Origin of the sequence: Desulfocapsa sulfexigens DSM 10523 (genome assembly GCF_000341395.1) — a bacterium.
Classification (GTDB): domain Bacteria; phylum Desulfobacterota; class Desulfobulbia; order Desulfobulbales; family Desulfocapsaceae; genus Desulfocapsa; species Desulfocapsa sulfexigens.
Map to the genome: position 1 here is coordinate 2,001,951 of NC_020304.1, position 15,329 is coordinate 2,017,279.

At 41.9% G+C, this 15,329-nt stretch carries 13 protein-coding genes; all 13 read right to left on the reverse strand.

Going from position 1 to position 15,329, the window contains the following annotated elements; all coding sequences use genetic code 11:
* Window positions 1-383 precede the first annotated feature (383 nt).
* Entirely contained in the window at window positions 384-464 is an 81-nt protein-coding gene (locus tag UWK_RS20160) for a DUF6364 family protein (protein ID WP_407637481.1), read from the reverse strand.
* A gap of 118 nt (window positions 465-582) precedes the next feature.
* Window positions 583-1,059, reverse strand: a complete 477-nt coding sequence (locus tag UWK_RS08900) for a GNAT family N-acetyltransferase (protein ID WP_015404039.1) — start codon at window positions 1,057-1,059, stop codon at window positions 583-585.
* The gene (locus UWK_RS08905) at window positions 1,047-1,334 is read right to left on the reverse strand and encodes a type II toxin-antitoxin system TacA family antitoxin (RefSeq protein ID WP_015404040.1); all 288 of its coding nucleotides are present in this window, start codon (window positions 1,332-1,334) and stop codon (window positions 1,047-1,049) included. The genes UWK_RS08900 and UWK_RS08905 overlap by 13 nt, the downstream gene beginning before the upstream one ends.
* 534 nt (window positions 1,335-1,868) lie before the next feature.
* Window positions 1,869-3,041: a nucleotidyltransferase domain-containing protein gene (locus UWK_RS08910; protein ID WP_015404041.1), complete on the reverse strand. Its 1,173-nt coding sequence runs from the start codon at window positions 3,039-3,041 to the stop codon at window positions 1,869-1,871.
* Window positions 3,028-4,137: a non-hydrolyzing UDP-N-acetylglucosamine 2-epimerase gene (gene wecB, locus UWK_RS08915; protein WP_015404042.1), complete on the reverse strand. Its 1,110-nt coding sequence runs from the start codon at window positions 4,135-4,137 to the stop codon at window positions 3,028-3,030. Before wecB ends, UWK_RS08910 begins: the two co-directional genes overlap by 14 nt.
* Window positions 4,138-4,146: 9 nt before the next feature.
* Window positions 4,147-4,884, reverse strand: a complete 738-nt coding sequence (locus UWK_RS08920; RefSeq protein ID WP_015404043.1) for a WecB/TagA/CpsF family glycosyltransferase — start codon at window positions 4,882-4,884, stop codon at window positions 4,147-4,149.
* Between the two features lie 12 nt (window positions 4,885-4,896).
* Entirely contained in the window at window positions 4,897-6,690 is a 1,794-nt protein-coding gene (locus tag UWK_RS08925; RefSeq protein WP_015404044.1) for an alginate lyase family protein, read from the reverse strand.
* A 99-nt stretch (window positions 6,691-6,789) separates the two neighbouring features.
* Window positions 6,790-7,677, reverse strand: a complete 888-nt coding sequence (locus UWK_RS08930) for a Fic family protein (RefSeq protein WP_015404045.1) — start codon at window positions 7,675-7,677, stop codon at window positions 6,790-6,792.
* Window positions 7,678-7,710: 33 nt separating this feature from the next.
* The gene (locus UWK_RS08935) at window positions 7,711-9,846 is read right to left on the reverse strand and encodes a bi-domain-containing oxidoreductase (protein ID WP_208598463.1); all 2,136 of its coding nucleotides are present in this window, start codon (window positions 9,844-9,846) and stop codon (window positions 7,711-7,713) included.
* Window positions 9,847-9,905: 59 nt separating this feature from the next.
* The gene (locus UWK_RS08940; protein ID WP_015404047.1) at window positions 9,906-11,090 is read right to left on the reverse strand and encodes a glycosyltransferase; all 1,185 of its coding nucleotides are present in this window, start codon (window positions 11,088-11,090) and stop codon (window positions 9,906-9,908) included.
* Window positions 11,083-11,979: a glycosyltransferase family 4 protein gene (locus UWK_RS08945; protein ID WP_167320737.1), complete on the reverse strand. Its 897-nt coding sequence runs from the start codon at window positions 11,977-11,979 to the stop codon at window positions 11,083-11,085. Before UWK_RS08945 ends, UWK_RS08940 begins: the two co-directional genes overlap by 8 nt.
* 220 nt (window positions 11,980-12,199) lie before the next feature.
* A complete protein-coding gene (locus UWK_RS08950) occupies window positions 12,200-13,360 on the reverse strand; it encodes an ATP-grasp domain-containing protein (protein WP_015404049.1) in 1,161 nt (386 codons plus the stop codon).
* Window positions 13,361-15,307, reverse strand: coding sequence for an asparagine synthase (glutamine-hydrolyzing) (asnB, locus tag UWK_RS08955; RefSeq protein ID WP_015404050.1), 1,947 nt, complete (start codon window positions 15,305-15,307; stop codon window positions 13,361-13,363). It lies immediately after the preceding gene.
* Window positions 15,308-15,329: the final 22 nt, after the last annotated feature.

Below are 15,329 nucleotides of genomic sequence, written 5' to 3' on the forward strand. Positions count from 1 at the left end.
GCAAGGAGAGCATCCTAAAGGACATGTGCTGAGAAGTAAATAGGTAGAAATACTGGTTTATCGTTTTTTCTTTGGGTTGAGACCTGTAACAACTCAAAGCTGCCCTGTATGTTGCAACCAGGGAGAGCGGGGTAAGCAGCAGCTTAAGCATTACTTTCTAACTGAGGAGGAGCTCAAGAGAGCCTTCAGAGTTTTAATGATTTGCGGGGTGTCAATTACGGCTGCATCTGTGACTCTTCCAGGTATTTCTTGTAGCCGTTTTGAGAAATATCAGAGTCTTTTACGACACCCTTAAGGGACTGAACAGTTGGAGTGACCTGGTAGTTCTTTTTTAATTTTCCGTTTTTAATAATTACGAAAAAGTCTGAGAAAATCTTTGAGACTTATTTACCCGTTTTAGCAGAATATTCTTTTGCAGATTCGATCAGGTGGTCATCAAGTCGTAATGTGAGTTTTATGTTCATTTCACCCTCCGGTTCTGTGTGACGGATTGTTTTAAGAGACTATAAGGAAATGTCAATTTGTCAAGCCTGCCCCTGATTCCGAAGAGTAAATACATCGAGAAGAGAATTGGCATCAACCTTATAACAACGGAAGCATCAATGTGTTGGAGACGATATTGTTGTTCGTAAAGCCGTGTTTACGATAAAAGGCTTCTGCCTTATCATTAAGAACATGGACGATAATAACACGGACACCGACCTGTTCGGAAACGTTAATTGCTCGGGCAAGAGCATCTTTTAACAAACCTCGGCCAATATTCTGCCCCTGCCAGTTACAATCAACCGCCAAGCGACCAAGCACTAGAGCAGGGATAGGATCAGGCATATTCTTTTTTATGCGGTTTGTCGCTTCAGCACGAGCAACGCTTCCAGCAGCTAGAGCATAGTACCCTATCACCTGATTTTTAAAACAAACCACATACGTGCGTGACCCGCCACTCTGTTCGTTTTTCAATGCCCGGTGGATAAGCCATTCGTTGAGTGAAACTGTTCCACAATCAAAACCACTTAATAGGTGATTCGCTGTCAATTGTTCAGGAGCGCTTATTTTTCCCACGGTGCTTTTGATAACAGTAGCTTACGGATAGCTTTGTTTTCATTAAGTGGCGTTTCTAAAGCTTTCTCAAAATCAGAAAATGCTTTATCATCCAAGACAAAATTACGCCGATCACACAAAACTTGCTCAGCCTCACGACATGACGCTTCAAGGATAAAATCGGTCATCTTTTTGTGACTTGCAGCACAAGCCTGACCAATCAGCTCCCTCTGTTCCGGAAATGCACGGAGACTAATTACAGATGTGCGACGTGCTGTTGTGTTACTTGGTTTCATAACGGTTTCTCCTTTTCAGTACAATATTGCACATACAGGAACCATATATCTCTGTATAGCTATTGTCAATACATGGTGCAGAGTTGTATAAGAGGAAAAAGTGGTGAATTTTTGAAAAAAGACAACGGGGTCGCATCTTAATTATTAATTGTTGAGCCCCCGTCCGTTGACGAATGTTTAAAGCAATTATCTCGGTATGTTCACCTAAAATCCCGTACGAAGAAAATGACAGGGGAAAGCGGTGTCGGCTCGAGCCGCTACTTTGGAATATCTGGAGCTGGCGTAGCTGTCAGGCATGGAATAATCGAAGGAAAAATTACAAAGGATCGTAAATTGAGCAGGTAAGTCAATAGGCTCAGGAAGGCAATAACTAATAATTAAGATGCGACCCCAGTCCGTTTTCTTGACACAGTCGTGTCCTCGGCGAAGATTGTTTGTCAGTTTGTCAGTTTGTCAGTTTGTCAGTTTGTCAGTTTGTCAAGCCTGACCCTGGGTCTTTTATCAATCAATGGGTAAAGGTAAAGTTACAAGCATCTATTGAAAAATCTTTTTTACACCTTCCCAACCCAGACGAAAAGGACGGCACACATTGTAGAGGTAGCATAACTTTCCAGGAAACGTAAATCTGCGGTAGTCTTCAATGGTAGGATTAAACAGCATTGTCAGAATAAGCCGTAACCGTGCCATGTTCGAATCCATGCACTTAAGTTGCCAGGAAGTGAAACGGCTGTTTTCGCCCTGGATTGTATTGCTCTTTGCAGGATCAAGAAAGATATTCTCCACCGATGTAGCCATATTTAATGCGTGTTGGTCCAGCCTCAGAATTTCCATGACTTTCTTTGGCATCTCTGTTGCAAAGAGACGTTGTGCTGCAAGCAGCCCTGTCGCAACCATTCTTTTTGCAGACCATTGTTCTGCAAGAAAAAGGACCAAATTCCAATCCATCTTTTTGTTTTGTGTGACAATTTCATGAACAGAAAACAACCATTCCAGGCGACCCCAGATATGTTTGGAACCGTGAATGCAAAGATAGATAAGAAGATCCTCATTGCTTAGTGAAGGAACAGTGTAGTTCAGTAATTGAGCGTCAATCAGGCGATCTTGAAAAACATCCATTGTTAACGCGTGTGGCAAACACCGGCCAGATAACTCCCAATGCAATTCCACGATAACGCCGGATTGAGAGTGGATGAAATTCAGATTGTCTTCCGTTTTTATAAGGTGCTTCAGCTGTGAATGTGAAAATTGGATTTCAGGGGTATATCCTGATTTATTGAGGATTTCATAGACGGAAGAGACATCATTTATACTTACAAGGACATCGAGATCACAAAATGGACGAAGAGAGAGGTCGTTATAGAGATTACAGGCAAGTAGCGGGCCTTTGAAAGCGACAGCTGAAATATTATGTTCAGTAAGTAAGTTGATAAGCTGAATCAACACACCGACTTTACCAAGGTTGGATATGCCAATAGACCGCACGGTTCTTTTAATATCAGCAGCAATATTCTCTGGTATCAGTTCCGGGCAACAATTGTTCCATGATGAGTGAATTAATGGTAGAAGTCCGTGGCGTGTGGCGAGTGAAAAAAAATGATTCAGGTCTATACCATCATTTATCGCCTCAACAACTTTCTTGCGTAAAGCTGATGGCTCAATTGTTTTCAGGGAATAGAGGATGAGGTGTTGGCAATTATTTTGATTCATGTTTGATCAGCCAGTCCACTATACGAATTGCTGAATGGCCATCCCATTTGTCAGGAATCCGTCTTTCTATCCCATTACCACTTAATGCAGCTTGAGCCGCAGCAATTATTTTTTGGCCACTATTTCCAACGATTACGTTTGTTCCTACTTCGCAGGTGATTGGTCGTTCTGTGTTGTGTCGCATGGTGATGCATGGAACCCCCAGAACAGTGGTCTCCTCTTGCAAACCACCACTATCCGTTAAAACCAGTTTGGCATTCATGTTTAAATGGAGAAAATCGAGATAGCCCATTGGCTCAGTAATCCATATCCCACTGACGACCGTATCCATATTTAGATAATGTGATAAGCCAAACTGCTCTATCATTTTTCTCGTTCTGGGATGGATAGGGAAAATAATAGGAAGGTCTTTACTGATTGTCTTTAAAGCCCCTAAAATTTCTTCAAGTGTTTCTTTGTCGTCAACATTGGATGGGCGATGCATTGTCAGGGTAGCGTAGCCCTTTTTCCGTAGGCCAAGTTTGGATAACAGATTTAATTGTGTCGCCATGGCCTTGTGTTTCAGTAACGTGTCAATCATCACATTACCCACAAAAATGATCTTTTCTGCTGCTACTCCTTCCGCGCGTAGGTTCTCATCGGCAAAATGGTCGGTAATAAAGAGATAGTCGCAAAGCACATCGGTACAGAGCCTGTTGATTTCTTCGGGCATTTCCATGTCCCTTGAACGTAACCCAGCTTCTACGTGCGCAACTTTGATACCAAGTTTTTTAGCTGTAATGGTACAGGCCATGGTTGAATTTACGTCGCCAACAACGATTACAAGATCAGGCTTTTCCCTGAGACAGATTTTTTCAAACAGCACCATAATCTTTGCCGTTTGCTCAGCATGGCTACCTGATCCAACTTCCAGATCGATATCTGGCTTTGGCATACCCAGATCATTAAAAAATGCCTTGGACATCTTTTCATCATAGTGCTGCCCAGTATGTACAAGTAAATGCTCTATCTGCTCAGGGTGCTGATTCATAGCGTCAATGATTGGGGCCATTTTCATGAAGTTTGGTCTTGCACCGACAATATTAATTATCTTCATTATTGCTCTCTATTTCCTGAATCCAATTTTTGTCATAAATATCTGCCATGCAAAAACAGGTAATACCATTTGTCTTTTTATGCGTCTGGGCTCTGCCAGTAACCGATAAAACCATTCAAGACCCAATTTACAGAAAATCTCAGGGGCTCTTTTCACCGTACCGGTAATAACATCCAGGGTTCCGCCAATCCCCTGACAGACACGAATGTGTTTTAACTTGTCCTGATGCCTTGCGAACCACTTCTCCTGTTTAGGTGAACCAAGAGCCAGAAAAAGAATCACAGCTTTGGATTCATTAATTTTATCCACAAGCATGTCCATTTGGTCTTCAGGCCAATACCCATTACAACGTCCTGCAACCTGCAAGCCAGGTAAACGTTCTTCAAGGATCTCAACTGCTTTTTTATTCACTTCTTCTTTAGCACCATAAATAAATATCTTATACCCCTGCCTGGCAGATAAAGCACAGGTCTCCTGCATGAATTCACAACCGGGAACCCTGGATATTTGGGCACCATGCAGTATTTTAGCTCCAAGCACCATACCAATACCATCGGGTAAAAGCAGGTCTGCATTCTTGAAACAATTATACAAGAACGGATCTGCAGGCACAGAAAAATTCTTTTCCGGATTGGTTGCAAAAATAGTGTGGGGACGGTCGCCATGATCAACGAAATCGCTGACTTTTTGCAAGGCTTCAGCCATGCTGACAGCATCGGTCCAGATATTTAATATCGGGTATCTCATGTCAGTATGACCTCATTCTTTAATGACAGAAATAGTGGTTGTAAAAGAGACGTTGTCGGGGAAACCACATTTAATGACCTGGATGGTGGTGGTTGGCTCTTTCTTGCCATAGGCTGGAGAGTACCAACCTGCAAAGGGGGCTTGTTGCCCACGCAGGAGATTGATTGTATCGGCATTGATGGTAAGAGACATGACGATATTGTCATGATGTAAATAAAGGCAATTCCCTTCTTTTTCAACTGTCACCAACGGATGGAGGTGAAAATGCAGCGAATATTCATGATTACCACCACCTGCAAAGCTGTCTTCAATGGTTAAAATTCCATCAGGATCAAAAGTCAGCGTACGGCTGTGGCTGACAGCTAAGTTTTGCAGAACATAACCGTTGTGAGTACCGGTAACAATGTGCTGCCCTTCATCGGTAACTCTGTGGTTGCAGGAGACCGTAAACGAATGATCCCAGACAAAACTGGTGAGTTGTCTGGCTTGATCACGCCCATCTATGCATACTGTATTGTGGGCATTTGTACTTTTGAAATATCGGCGTAGGGTCGTGTCACCATTGTATTGAAAGGTTCCCGGATCAATAAGAAAATCTTTATCCCCAACCGAGACAAAGATAGATAGACAATCCGCATGGCCATGATTGTTCAATGGTTCCATGCCAAGTATGCCATGATCAAAGAGAACACGTAAGCCGTTTTTGTCCCTTAAAAGAGAATAGCCACTATCGGTAAAAGATTCAAAAGGTTCTGGTAGATTGCTGGTGGGTAGGATTTTTCGTAATGGAAACAGGTAGGGAGCAACAGCAAAACCATCATCGCTGTCTCCAATCATAGGTAATGATTCATTCTCATGTTGAATCGTCTGCATAAATGTTTCGCCAAGCGTAACACGTTGTTGCATCTCGGAACAATCATGGAGCTTATTGTCGGTAAGAAAATGGATTGCCAACCAGTAAAGATCCAGAACAAAACGATGATAGGCAAAAGATTGTTCTGCCGGGCCGCCGTCAGCAAGGATCTGGTGACAACATTCCTGTTCTAAAAGGTCTATTCCTGTTCTTTGCCATTCCTGCCCTTGTATGCTTTGTTGAAACAGACCACCGGCCATAATCAAACCGAGAGATTCACTCACCGTGTGATTACCTAAAGAAGAGTAAAGGGACAAACGATTTCTGACTAACCAGCCATGCTGAAAAATCGTCAACAAAAGTTTGTTTCGTTGGGCATCACTCAAATGCTCTAAATTTTGGAAGGCTTTAATGAAGACAGGGATACGTAAACCACATTCCATCATAGACATATAATGTGGCCCATGGAGAAAGGGGTTCCGTGCCAGCCATTCAAATAGTTTGTCTTGAACAGCATGTTGAATTAATTCATATGTCTCAGCATTGCAGTCCGCAGACAGATGTTGCAACAAGATCATCAGGTGTTGTAATCTCGCAGGTTCCCATACTGAACGAATGTCCGGGTCTCCTTTTTTTTGTTTCACCTCTACAAAAAGGCTATCTTTCCATCTGTCTGCAAAATTTTGAATCAACGCTGCATTTTCGCCAAGGGTAAATTCTTTTCCATGCAAAAGCTGGGTGATTACCTCGGAACTGACTGAAGATAATATTTTCGGAACTATAAGGTTAGTGTTTGCTGTTTTTTCGAGGTCAAAGGTGAGGTCTTTTTTATAGAAATTCGGTTTGATCGTTATTTTTTTTAAGAACAGATAGTCAGCTAATCTGTGGCGTAATTCCGCGAGAGAAGATCGCTTTAGTCTGTAGAAGTAAAATTTAAATCGTTTAATGGTCATTTAGAGGGACATTTATAGGGACATCGGGTGTCCTGATTTGATCAAATTGATACGATGCTTATTCCCATAAAGTAAAATTTCAAGTCGAGTTACTTTTGGTTACTGATTTCCAATATATTTCCTGCCAAGTTCTGTTAATCTGTATTGTTGCAGTTTGCTGCTGGGTTTGTCAGGTATTGTGTACTCAATAAAGCCACTTTTTAAGGCGGGATTCAGATAGGCCTTATAAAAATATTTTCGATCTTTAATTCCTAAACGTATTTGTAATTGTTCCCTATTTGTTGGCTCAGTGCAAACTCTAAGTAGTCTTACAACATGGGGGGTGTCATGGGGGGTGTCATGGGGGGTAACATGGGGGGTAACATGGGGGGTGGTTTCCACATCCGTATTCGTTTCCTTATTCAGGCTACCCATAGGATATAAAGTAACCTTAAAAAAACCACTGGAATACTCAAAAGCAGGAGTCCTGCCTTTTACCTGATGGATGGCCTGTAACACTCTTTTGATTCCCGAGCCATATTTTTCTATCAATCCAGCCTCTCTAAAAATGGAGGCTATCTGTTTGTTATGAGGTACCGAAGGGTTGGTACCGGAGAGAATGGATTCGATGGTGATTGAAGCGGGTAATTCGGCTGGGTTGAAAAATTCGATTTTATCAGAATGAATCTTTATAGTTGAGTCGCAGGCAGCACGGTAGTCGCGATGGACTATCATATTCAGCACGATCTCTCGCACTGCTTCCATTGGATATTCCCACACCTCATCTCTTTGGGCCTTCCCTGTGATTAAATACCGTTTGCTTATATGCTTTTTTATAAACCCAAGCACTGATTCCAGTTCGGTAAAAAGATCACAGCGGATAGTTATAGAGTCCCTGATGATAGTCTCACTATCAAAACGCCCTGCATCAATGGTGGTGAGTAATGTTTCGGAACCGGTAAATAATAGAAACGACAGGAAGTACTGCAGTGGGTTAATATCAGTCATTTATAACTCTCAAAGCTTTTATCTCCTGCATGGTTAATGGCTCAACAAAACCACTTCACGCCGTCTCAAAGATTCCAAAACAGCAAAAGTAGCACGGGTAACAGCAAATATCTCATCAGGTGTAATCGGTGGAACACCACCATCCTTGATGGCGCCTAAGAAGTCACCAAGCATCTTCTTCTGGCCCTTATCCTGTCCCATGAGTTTTTTTCGGAAAACTTTGCCGGAACCATGAATCTCCAGTTCTTTGTAATCTCGAATAATCCCCGTTGATCCACTTGTATATATCTCAACATACTCCTTCGCCAACGATTTAGCGCCATTGGCAAAATAGGCTATAGTACCGATAGAGCCATCCTCAAATTCCAGATTAATGCTAACGGTATCGTTTAAACTTTGAGGGTCGGGAAGCGCAGAGGAGTAGACAGACTTGGGCAAAGAGCCACACATAAAAGACATGAAATCAATGAAATGACAAACTTCGCCAAGAATTCGTCCTCCACCAATTGTACCATCCTGGATCCAGGAGTCAGCGGGAATGGAACCAGCGCTGACCCGGTAGAGCATAGACATGGAACCACTGCCAAGCTTATCTTTCATGATCTGGACAAGTGGAGCAAAACGACGGTTAAATCCTACCATTAAGTGACTGTCACCAGTTGCGGCATTTTCTATCTCAGCCAGTTCTCCAAGGGTCAGACAGAGGGGTTTTTCCACGAAAACGTTTTTAGCAGTTTGCAGCGCTTCCAATACATATTCAGCATGACTGTTGTGCCGGGTGGAGATGAAGACAGTGTTTATTTCCGTATTGCCAAAGATATCTGCTTTGTCAGAAGTACAGAATTCAAAGGAAAACTTCTCTGCAACCGTTTTTGAGGTGGTACCGGATGAGGTCATTACCCCTTTATTGACAATATCAGAGTCGTTCCCAGGGATATTGGGTAATAAGCTTCCTTGGGCGTAACTTCCTGCACCGATAAAAGCCAATCCTATTTTCCCGGCAGCCTTTACCGGGGCTACAGGGATCTTTTCTCTCTTAAGTGGCTTTTTCACATCATATTTAATAAGGATTCCAAGGAAGGGCTCACTGCGGTTAACCACCATGTCGTAAGCCTCAGGTGCATCCTCCAGCGAGAATTCATGGGTGGTTAGAAAGTCCAGATTGATCTTTTCTGTACGGATGAGTTCCTGAAAAGCTGCCATATTACGATTTTCCGTCCAGCGAACATAGGCAGCAGGGTAATCAATCCCTTTTTCTTCATAATTGATATCATATCGCCCAGGACCGTAGGAACATGACATGCGAATATCCAGTTCTTTACGATAGTAATATGGATCCCGGTCAAACCCTGTGGGAACAGCACCAGAAACAATGACTTTACCCTTCTTTCTAGCAATCTCACCGGCAAAGTTGATTGGCCCTAGACTATCTGTTGCGGCAGTAATAATAACAGCATCACAACCAAGGCCACTGGTAAATGCCGAAATGGAATCAGCCACACCTGTCTCTCCAAGAGCAAAGGCCAGATCGGCACAATTTTCCCGGGCCCGTTTAACTGCAGACTGATCAACATCCAGACCAATTACCCGTATCCCTGAAGCCTGCAAAAACAAACACGACAGTTGGCCAAGCAAACCAAGGCCTATAACCGCACATGTCTCTCCAAGCCTCAGGTCGGCCTGACGAACCCCCTGCATAGCAATGGCACCAAGGGTGTTATATGCAGCTTGTTTCAGCAGTTTGTCTCCTCGCGCCTCACTCCTTTCACCTTTCACGTCCCCATTTACCTTGACGCATAAGTTTTTTGGTACAGATACAATCTCGGCATGATTGGCGGATAAACCACCGCAGGCAACTACATCACCAATTTGGAATTCTGTTATGTCAGGTGCAACATCAATGACTTCCCCGACACAGGAGTAACCAAGGGGGGAGTAAGCATCGAGTTTTTTCATGACAGCTCGATACGTTTGTACCGGCCCTTGGGTTTTTAATACATCGATAACCTGTTTAACCTGTTGGGGTCTTTCTTTGGCTTTGCCGATAAGGCCTTTTCGTGCAGTTTTGACAGTACTGCCTTCGGTGCCCGCACTTATGAGGGAGTAGTGGTTACGAACCAATATACAACCCGAGGAGAGTGACGGCCAAGGGACTTCGATTGTTTTCATGTTGCCGTCTTTTAGTTTTTGGGCGAGTTGTTGCATTGAGCGAGGTTCCCGAATAAAAATTATTTTAGTAAATCATCTATTTTTTCAAATAATACATCACGAGAAAAGGAATTTCTAATTTGAATGACTGCCTTGCTTTTATTGATTATGTCCTCAACAGTGAGAGAATCTAGCAGCTGAGACACACTTTCCTTGTTAAAAGAACAAGACCATCCAATTTGGTGCTCTAGGACAAACTGTGAGCTGTCAAAATCACCCAGCACAAGTATTGGTATGCCAGAAGCGACATAATCAAATACCTTGTTTGGGATAGATGGTGATATCATTGGGACAACACCAATATGCATCCTTTGAAGAATTGTTGGAACTTCCTCTGGTGCAACTTTACCAGTTATTGAGACGTTATTAATCTTATATTGTTCAATAAGCTGAGTAATCTCTTGATACCTGTCGCCCGTCCCGTCTTCACCGACAATACTGAAATGGAATTTGGTATCACCTTTAATTGCTTCTACAATGGGCGAACAGTCAATCTGGTGTTGCAATTTGGCTACGCAAACCAGCTTTATTTGTTCTCCATTATGCAATGGCTTCATCGCAGAATCCACAGGCCACCGTGCTCTATCGTATCCTAAAGGAATGAATATTGATTTTTTCCCTGGTGCATATCTGTTAAGCCAGTTAGTAAATGATGGGGCAGTATGAATAAATAAATTAATAAATCTGAGCGATGGGTAAAGGAGTAAATTGCAGTATGAGTAGAATGCTATTTTCTTGATTCGCTGTGTGGGCGGGAGCATGTCAGGCCATACATCCTGGATATCAAGTAATACTGTATTCTTTTTTAAAATTCTTAGTATTGCAGCCGCGAAAATCATTTCCACGGGTCTTGATGGAAGGATGAGAGCAGTTTTTTTATTAAGACGTGGTAATAGGTAAAAGAAAAACTTCAATGACAATAGAATGTTAGATATGATCCGGCGTGGGGAAATATTTGACTGGTAGCCCAGGCATTTCATTACAGTCAGATGATATGGTGCACGATCCTCGGCCTCACCTATTTCTTCGTTACTAAACCATCGTTTTTCTGCATGATAGAAATCAGAAGTGAGATATTCCAATTCATGCCCATGGTTGACAAGAAATAATGCTAGAGCAGGATGACGGTTCCCTCTTTTAGTTAGAAGAGATTCTGTTGGGCCAACAATGAATATCCTCTTGTGTCGTGAATCCGGTTTATTCATCTACTAAACTCTGATAGAGCGTTGCGAACTGCTCAGTAATAATTTCTGTAGTGTAGTGATTTTTAGCGTCTTCTTGGATTTTTTGACGGCAATTTCTGATCTCTTCAATATTATCACAAGCCCAAGCCATTGTTTCCGCTAAGTGATGATGATCTCTGCAGCGGACAATTTTACCATTTTTGCCAGCAACAATAATATCTCTCAACGCACCAACATCAGTTGAGATGATAAACAGGCCAGCTCCCAGTGCTTCCAGCACACTAGTAGGGCATCCTTCCGTCCACGATGGGAATACATAAATATCGCTGTCTGCAAAGGCTTGATATTTTTCCTTCCCTTCCAAACGTCCGGTGAAATGGAAACGATTTCCGAGATTGTATTCCTTGATTTTGGATTTATAGTCCTCCACGACTCCTTTACGATCCCCGTGTCCAACCATAAGGAATTCAAAGTCGAGATTTTTGTCGGCCAAGAGTTTGGCTGCATCAATCAGCTCGCCAATACCCTTTAAATGAGAAAGGCGACCAAGGAACAAAAAGCGAGGTCGTTTTTTAGATCGATCTTTTGCAGGCAGGATCTCATCTGCAACATACATAGTGGTGGTGACCTTTATTGAATCAGGGCACCATCCAAACTCTACCAGATCTTCCTTGAAATGAGAGGCAAGTACCATTGTAACATCCGCCCTGCCATAGACAAACTGGAATATTTTCCGAATAAATGATCTTTTTTTAAACATACTGACGATATCTTCTTTCCAGCCGCGGTAAAAAACAACTACTCGGCGACTTAGTAACTTGGCTGCCATTACAATAAAGGCATCACGCACCAAGGGCACTGGGATGAGTGACGGACTTACCTGGACGATGAGGATATCTTTATCTGACAAAAGTCTCCCAAAAAATCGAAATAAATCAAAACAGTAGAATACTGGATACAGAATAAGTTTTTTCCATGGGGAATAAAAATGTTCCATTCGGGAACCGAAGGTTAAATGCACAAGAGATATAGTGTCACTTCTAAAGTGTTTCAAAAAAGTACGGTAGTAATTGACAACGCCTCCTTCGTGATTCAAGGGATTTGTGGTGATTAGAACTTTGTGTGTCATACTAGGGTGTTACTTGCGGTGTGGCGGAAATGTTTTTACGAGTGTCTAATAGTTTGATTAACGTTTCCACACGCAAATTGCATAAATAATTTTGGCAAAACGTTCCTGGTTCAAAGATCCATTTCTCAGAATGTTTATCCCATATCATTCTTCCAGTTTGATTATCAACGCGACATATCTCACGGGAGCCAGATTGCCCAAAGATAGCTTGCAACTCGTTAACAAAAAGTCGGCCATCTGACGTTAGAAAAATATCAATGTTCATGCTCATAAACTTTCCGATGTCTGTTATCTTTTTGGTGAGATGCAGAACCTCGTCAGGCGGTTGACCGTAAAAAAAACGTTTTGACCCACTATGCAAACCATTGCAGGAACCTTTTTCGTATCCGAAGAAAGAATTGCCTATTCGAACTGTTCTCCATTCACGAACATCTTGTAAGTATTCTTGGAGAAAGACACTTCCAAATTCGCGGTCATTTCTAATACGGCGATATGTTGAGTAGCCTTTTGAAAAACAATGTGTTATGTGCCTTTGAAGTGAGCCTCGATTGTCAAATATTATAACTCCAGAAGCACCTGATCCCATATTGCTTTTGAATATAATAGGGAGATTGCATTGTGAGGCGAAGTCAATGGCGTATTTTTTATTATAGAACACCCAACTTTTTGGGTGCGGTATATTATGAGCATCTAACCAATAATGCATTCGCCTTTTGCTCTCCCATATCCAAAGAGCTTCAGGGTCAGGAAAAATAATACGCGGATCAATTGCAGAAAAAATCCGGAGTTTTTCATCGTACATTTCCTTCCACGTTTTATACTGTACAGATGGTCTACAAAGAAAAGCATCACAGCCAGATTTTTTCAAAACATCAAGCCAATCAGGTCCTGAGATATCTATAATTTTATAAGATACATTTAAGTCACGGCAGGCAGCTATGAAAGGCCAGTGTAAATGCCAAAACTCTTTAATTATGCCAAACTGATATTTACTGTCCCCAGGAGCAAGCCACTCTTGTGACTCGTTGCGGTAAGGATTTTCTTCTCGCCATTTTTCTCCTCTAGCAGAGAAGGTTGCAGGGTGCTGAAGAAGGAAATTCCTAATTGGAGGTGGCATTAGATGCCGAATATTCTTTGCAATTATAGTTTTGTAACTGAGCATTTACAAGCCTCTGTATGAGTTGTTGGATGTGTCTAAAAAAATTTGAGCCCAGATTTCAAAAGCCACAGCTATCCATATTTTTCGCCCGTTCTTTTGCCCTGACATCTTGAGTTGTGTCCACCAATTGCGCACAGTTGTTTCTTGAAATACCCCTCGATTCTTAATTCCTGGTAGGATGCATTGCTCCATGTAGTCCGTAAAATATTGTGTCTTAAAGAATTCTTCTAGCGGCAGAGGGAAGCCACATTTCGTTCTGTACGCAAAGTTGTTGTCAAATGTTTGTTCTGCCAGTTTTTTGAGGATTTTCTTTGTGTTTTTACTATAGCCGTTTTTGAATTGTAAGGAGTCCCCAACAAGGTAGTCAACCGGGAGCGAGTATACAAAGTCAACAAGTTTTCGATCAAGGAATGGAACGCGATTTTCCATAGAGTGTGCCATGGTCATTTTGTCTTGTCTTACTAAAAGATCCACCATGTAAGTTTGCATGTCATATTTCAAGCACTGTTTTATTATCCGTCCGCTGTCGAATCGCCCAAGAAGATTTTGACGCTTTCCTAATGTTTTATTCCAATCCATTTCTGGGCGTAACTTTTTAAGATCATCAAAAGATAGAGTAGCAGATGCTAGTATGAAAGCATCCTCTGGTGAAAGAGATGTGTTAAATTTTCTTGCTAATCGGCCACCAAGTCCCGGAATAAGTTGCAGCCCTGGAAGTAATGGTGTAAATCTTGAGCGCAATGCTACATCGTAGTAGCGACTGTAGCCTCCAAAAAGCTCGTCAGCACCCTCTCCACTAAGCAGTACTGTTACTATATCTTTCGATTTTTCGGCTAGAAGGTAGATACCAAGTGAGTTTGGCAGGTTTAATGGTTGATCAAGGTGCCAAGTTGCTTTGTCGAATGATGTGATGATATCTGAAACGCCCATCATGTACCGATGACTATGAACATTGCATTTAGCAGCGGCCTGAGAAATCCATTTATCTTCTGAGAATTCATTGTCTTGGAAGACTATAGAAAATGTTTCAAGGTCTGCACCAAAGTTTCTCCGCGCATATGCAGTTACAAGAGAAGAATCTATACCGCCAGACAACTGGCACCCTAATTTCACGTCACTTATTAGCTGTCGTTCAACACTTTCTCCAAGTAGTTGATCCAGTTTGTTTAGAATAGCAGTCTCATCTAATGAGATATCATAGTTTTTTGTACCTATTTCCCAGTACTGCTTTTTGGTAATACCATTGGAAGAAATGCGTAGAAAATATCCTGGTTGTAATTGTTTGACATTCTTCAGTAAGAAATCCTCATCAGCACAATAACGAAAAGTTAAGTATTCATCTACATGTGACCTATCAAGTTCTGCTCTAAAATCTGGATGTTCGAGGAACGATTTAACCTCTGAAGAAAATAATACTGTGTTACCTTGTTTCACCCAATATAATGGTTTAATGCCAAAATGGTCTCTTGCTAGAAAAATTTCCCGCTTATTTAGATCCACAATACAAATTGCAAACATACCATTTAATCTATCAAGCATCGCTTCAAATCCGATGTGCTCATAGAGGTATAGAACTACTTCGGTGTCCGTTTTACTCCGGAAAGTATACCCTGCGGCAGATAACTCTTTTTGGTAATCAAAGGCGTTGTATATTTCGCCATTAAAAGCAATAAAAATACTCCCATCATGGTTACACATGGGCTGATGACCATCTGAAGATAGATCAAGAATTGATAGTCTGTTGAATCCGAGTCCTCCCTCGAAAGAACCATTCTTTTTTTTTTCTGTTTTTTTGGGGGACATTTCGCAGGAAGTTTGATGGGTAAGAGAAAACATTCTTATACCACTATCATCAGGCCCACGATGCTGTTGGCTGATTGTCATCCTTTTTAGTACGGCGGGGCTACATGGGGCACCGTTTAAATTATAGATCCCTAGAATTCCACACATATTATTGGCGCCTATTGTATTG

Bases quoted from the DNA above. Each gene is read 5' to 3' on its own strand.
- UWK_RS20160 (WP_407637481.1), bottom strand. From the start codon at position 464: ATGAACATAAAACTCACATTACGACTTGATGACCACCTGATCGAATCT.
- UWK_RS08905 (WP_015404040.1), bottom strand. From the start codon at position 1,334: ATGAAACCAAGTAACACAACAGCACGTCGCACATCTGTAATTAGTCTC.
- UWK_RS08910 (WP_015404041.1), bottom strand. From the start codon at position 3,041: ATGAATCAAAATAATTGCCAACACCTCATCCTCTATTCCCTGAAAACA.
- wecB (WP_015404042.1), bottom strand. From the start codon at position 4,137: ATGAAGATAATTAATATTGTCGGTGCAAGACCAAACTTCATGAAAATG.
- UWK_RS08920 (WP_015404043.1), bottom strand. From the start codon at position 4,884: ATGAGATACCCGATATTAAATATCTGGACCGATGCTGTCAGCATGGCT.
- UWK_RS08925 (WP_015404044.1), bottom strand. From the start codon at position 6,690: ATGACCATTAAACGATTTAAATTTTACTTCTACAGACTAAAGCGATCT.
- UWK_RS08930 (WP_015404045.1), bottom strand. From the start codon at position 7,677: ATGACTGATATTAACCCACTGCAGTACTTCCTGTCGTTTCTATTATTT.
- UWK_RS08935 (WP_208598463.1), bottom strand. From the start codon at position 9,846: ATGAAAACAATCGAAGTCCCTTGGCCGTCACTCTCCTCGGGTTGTATA.
- UWK_RS08940 (WP_015404047.1), bottom strand. From the start codon at position 11,090: ATGAATAAACCGGATTCACGACACAAGAGGATATTCATTGTTGGCCCA.
- UWK_RS08950 (WP_015404049.1), bottom strand. From the start codon at position 13,360: ATGCTCAGTTACAAAACTATAATTGCAAAGAATATTCGGCATCTAATG.
- asnB (WP_015404050.1), bottom strand. From the start codon at position 15,307: ATGTGTGGAATTCTAGGGATCTATAATTTAAACGGTGCCCCATGTAGC.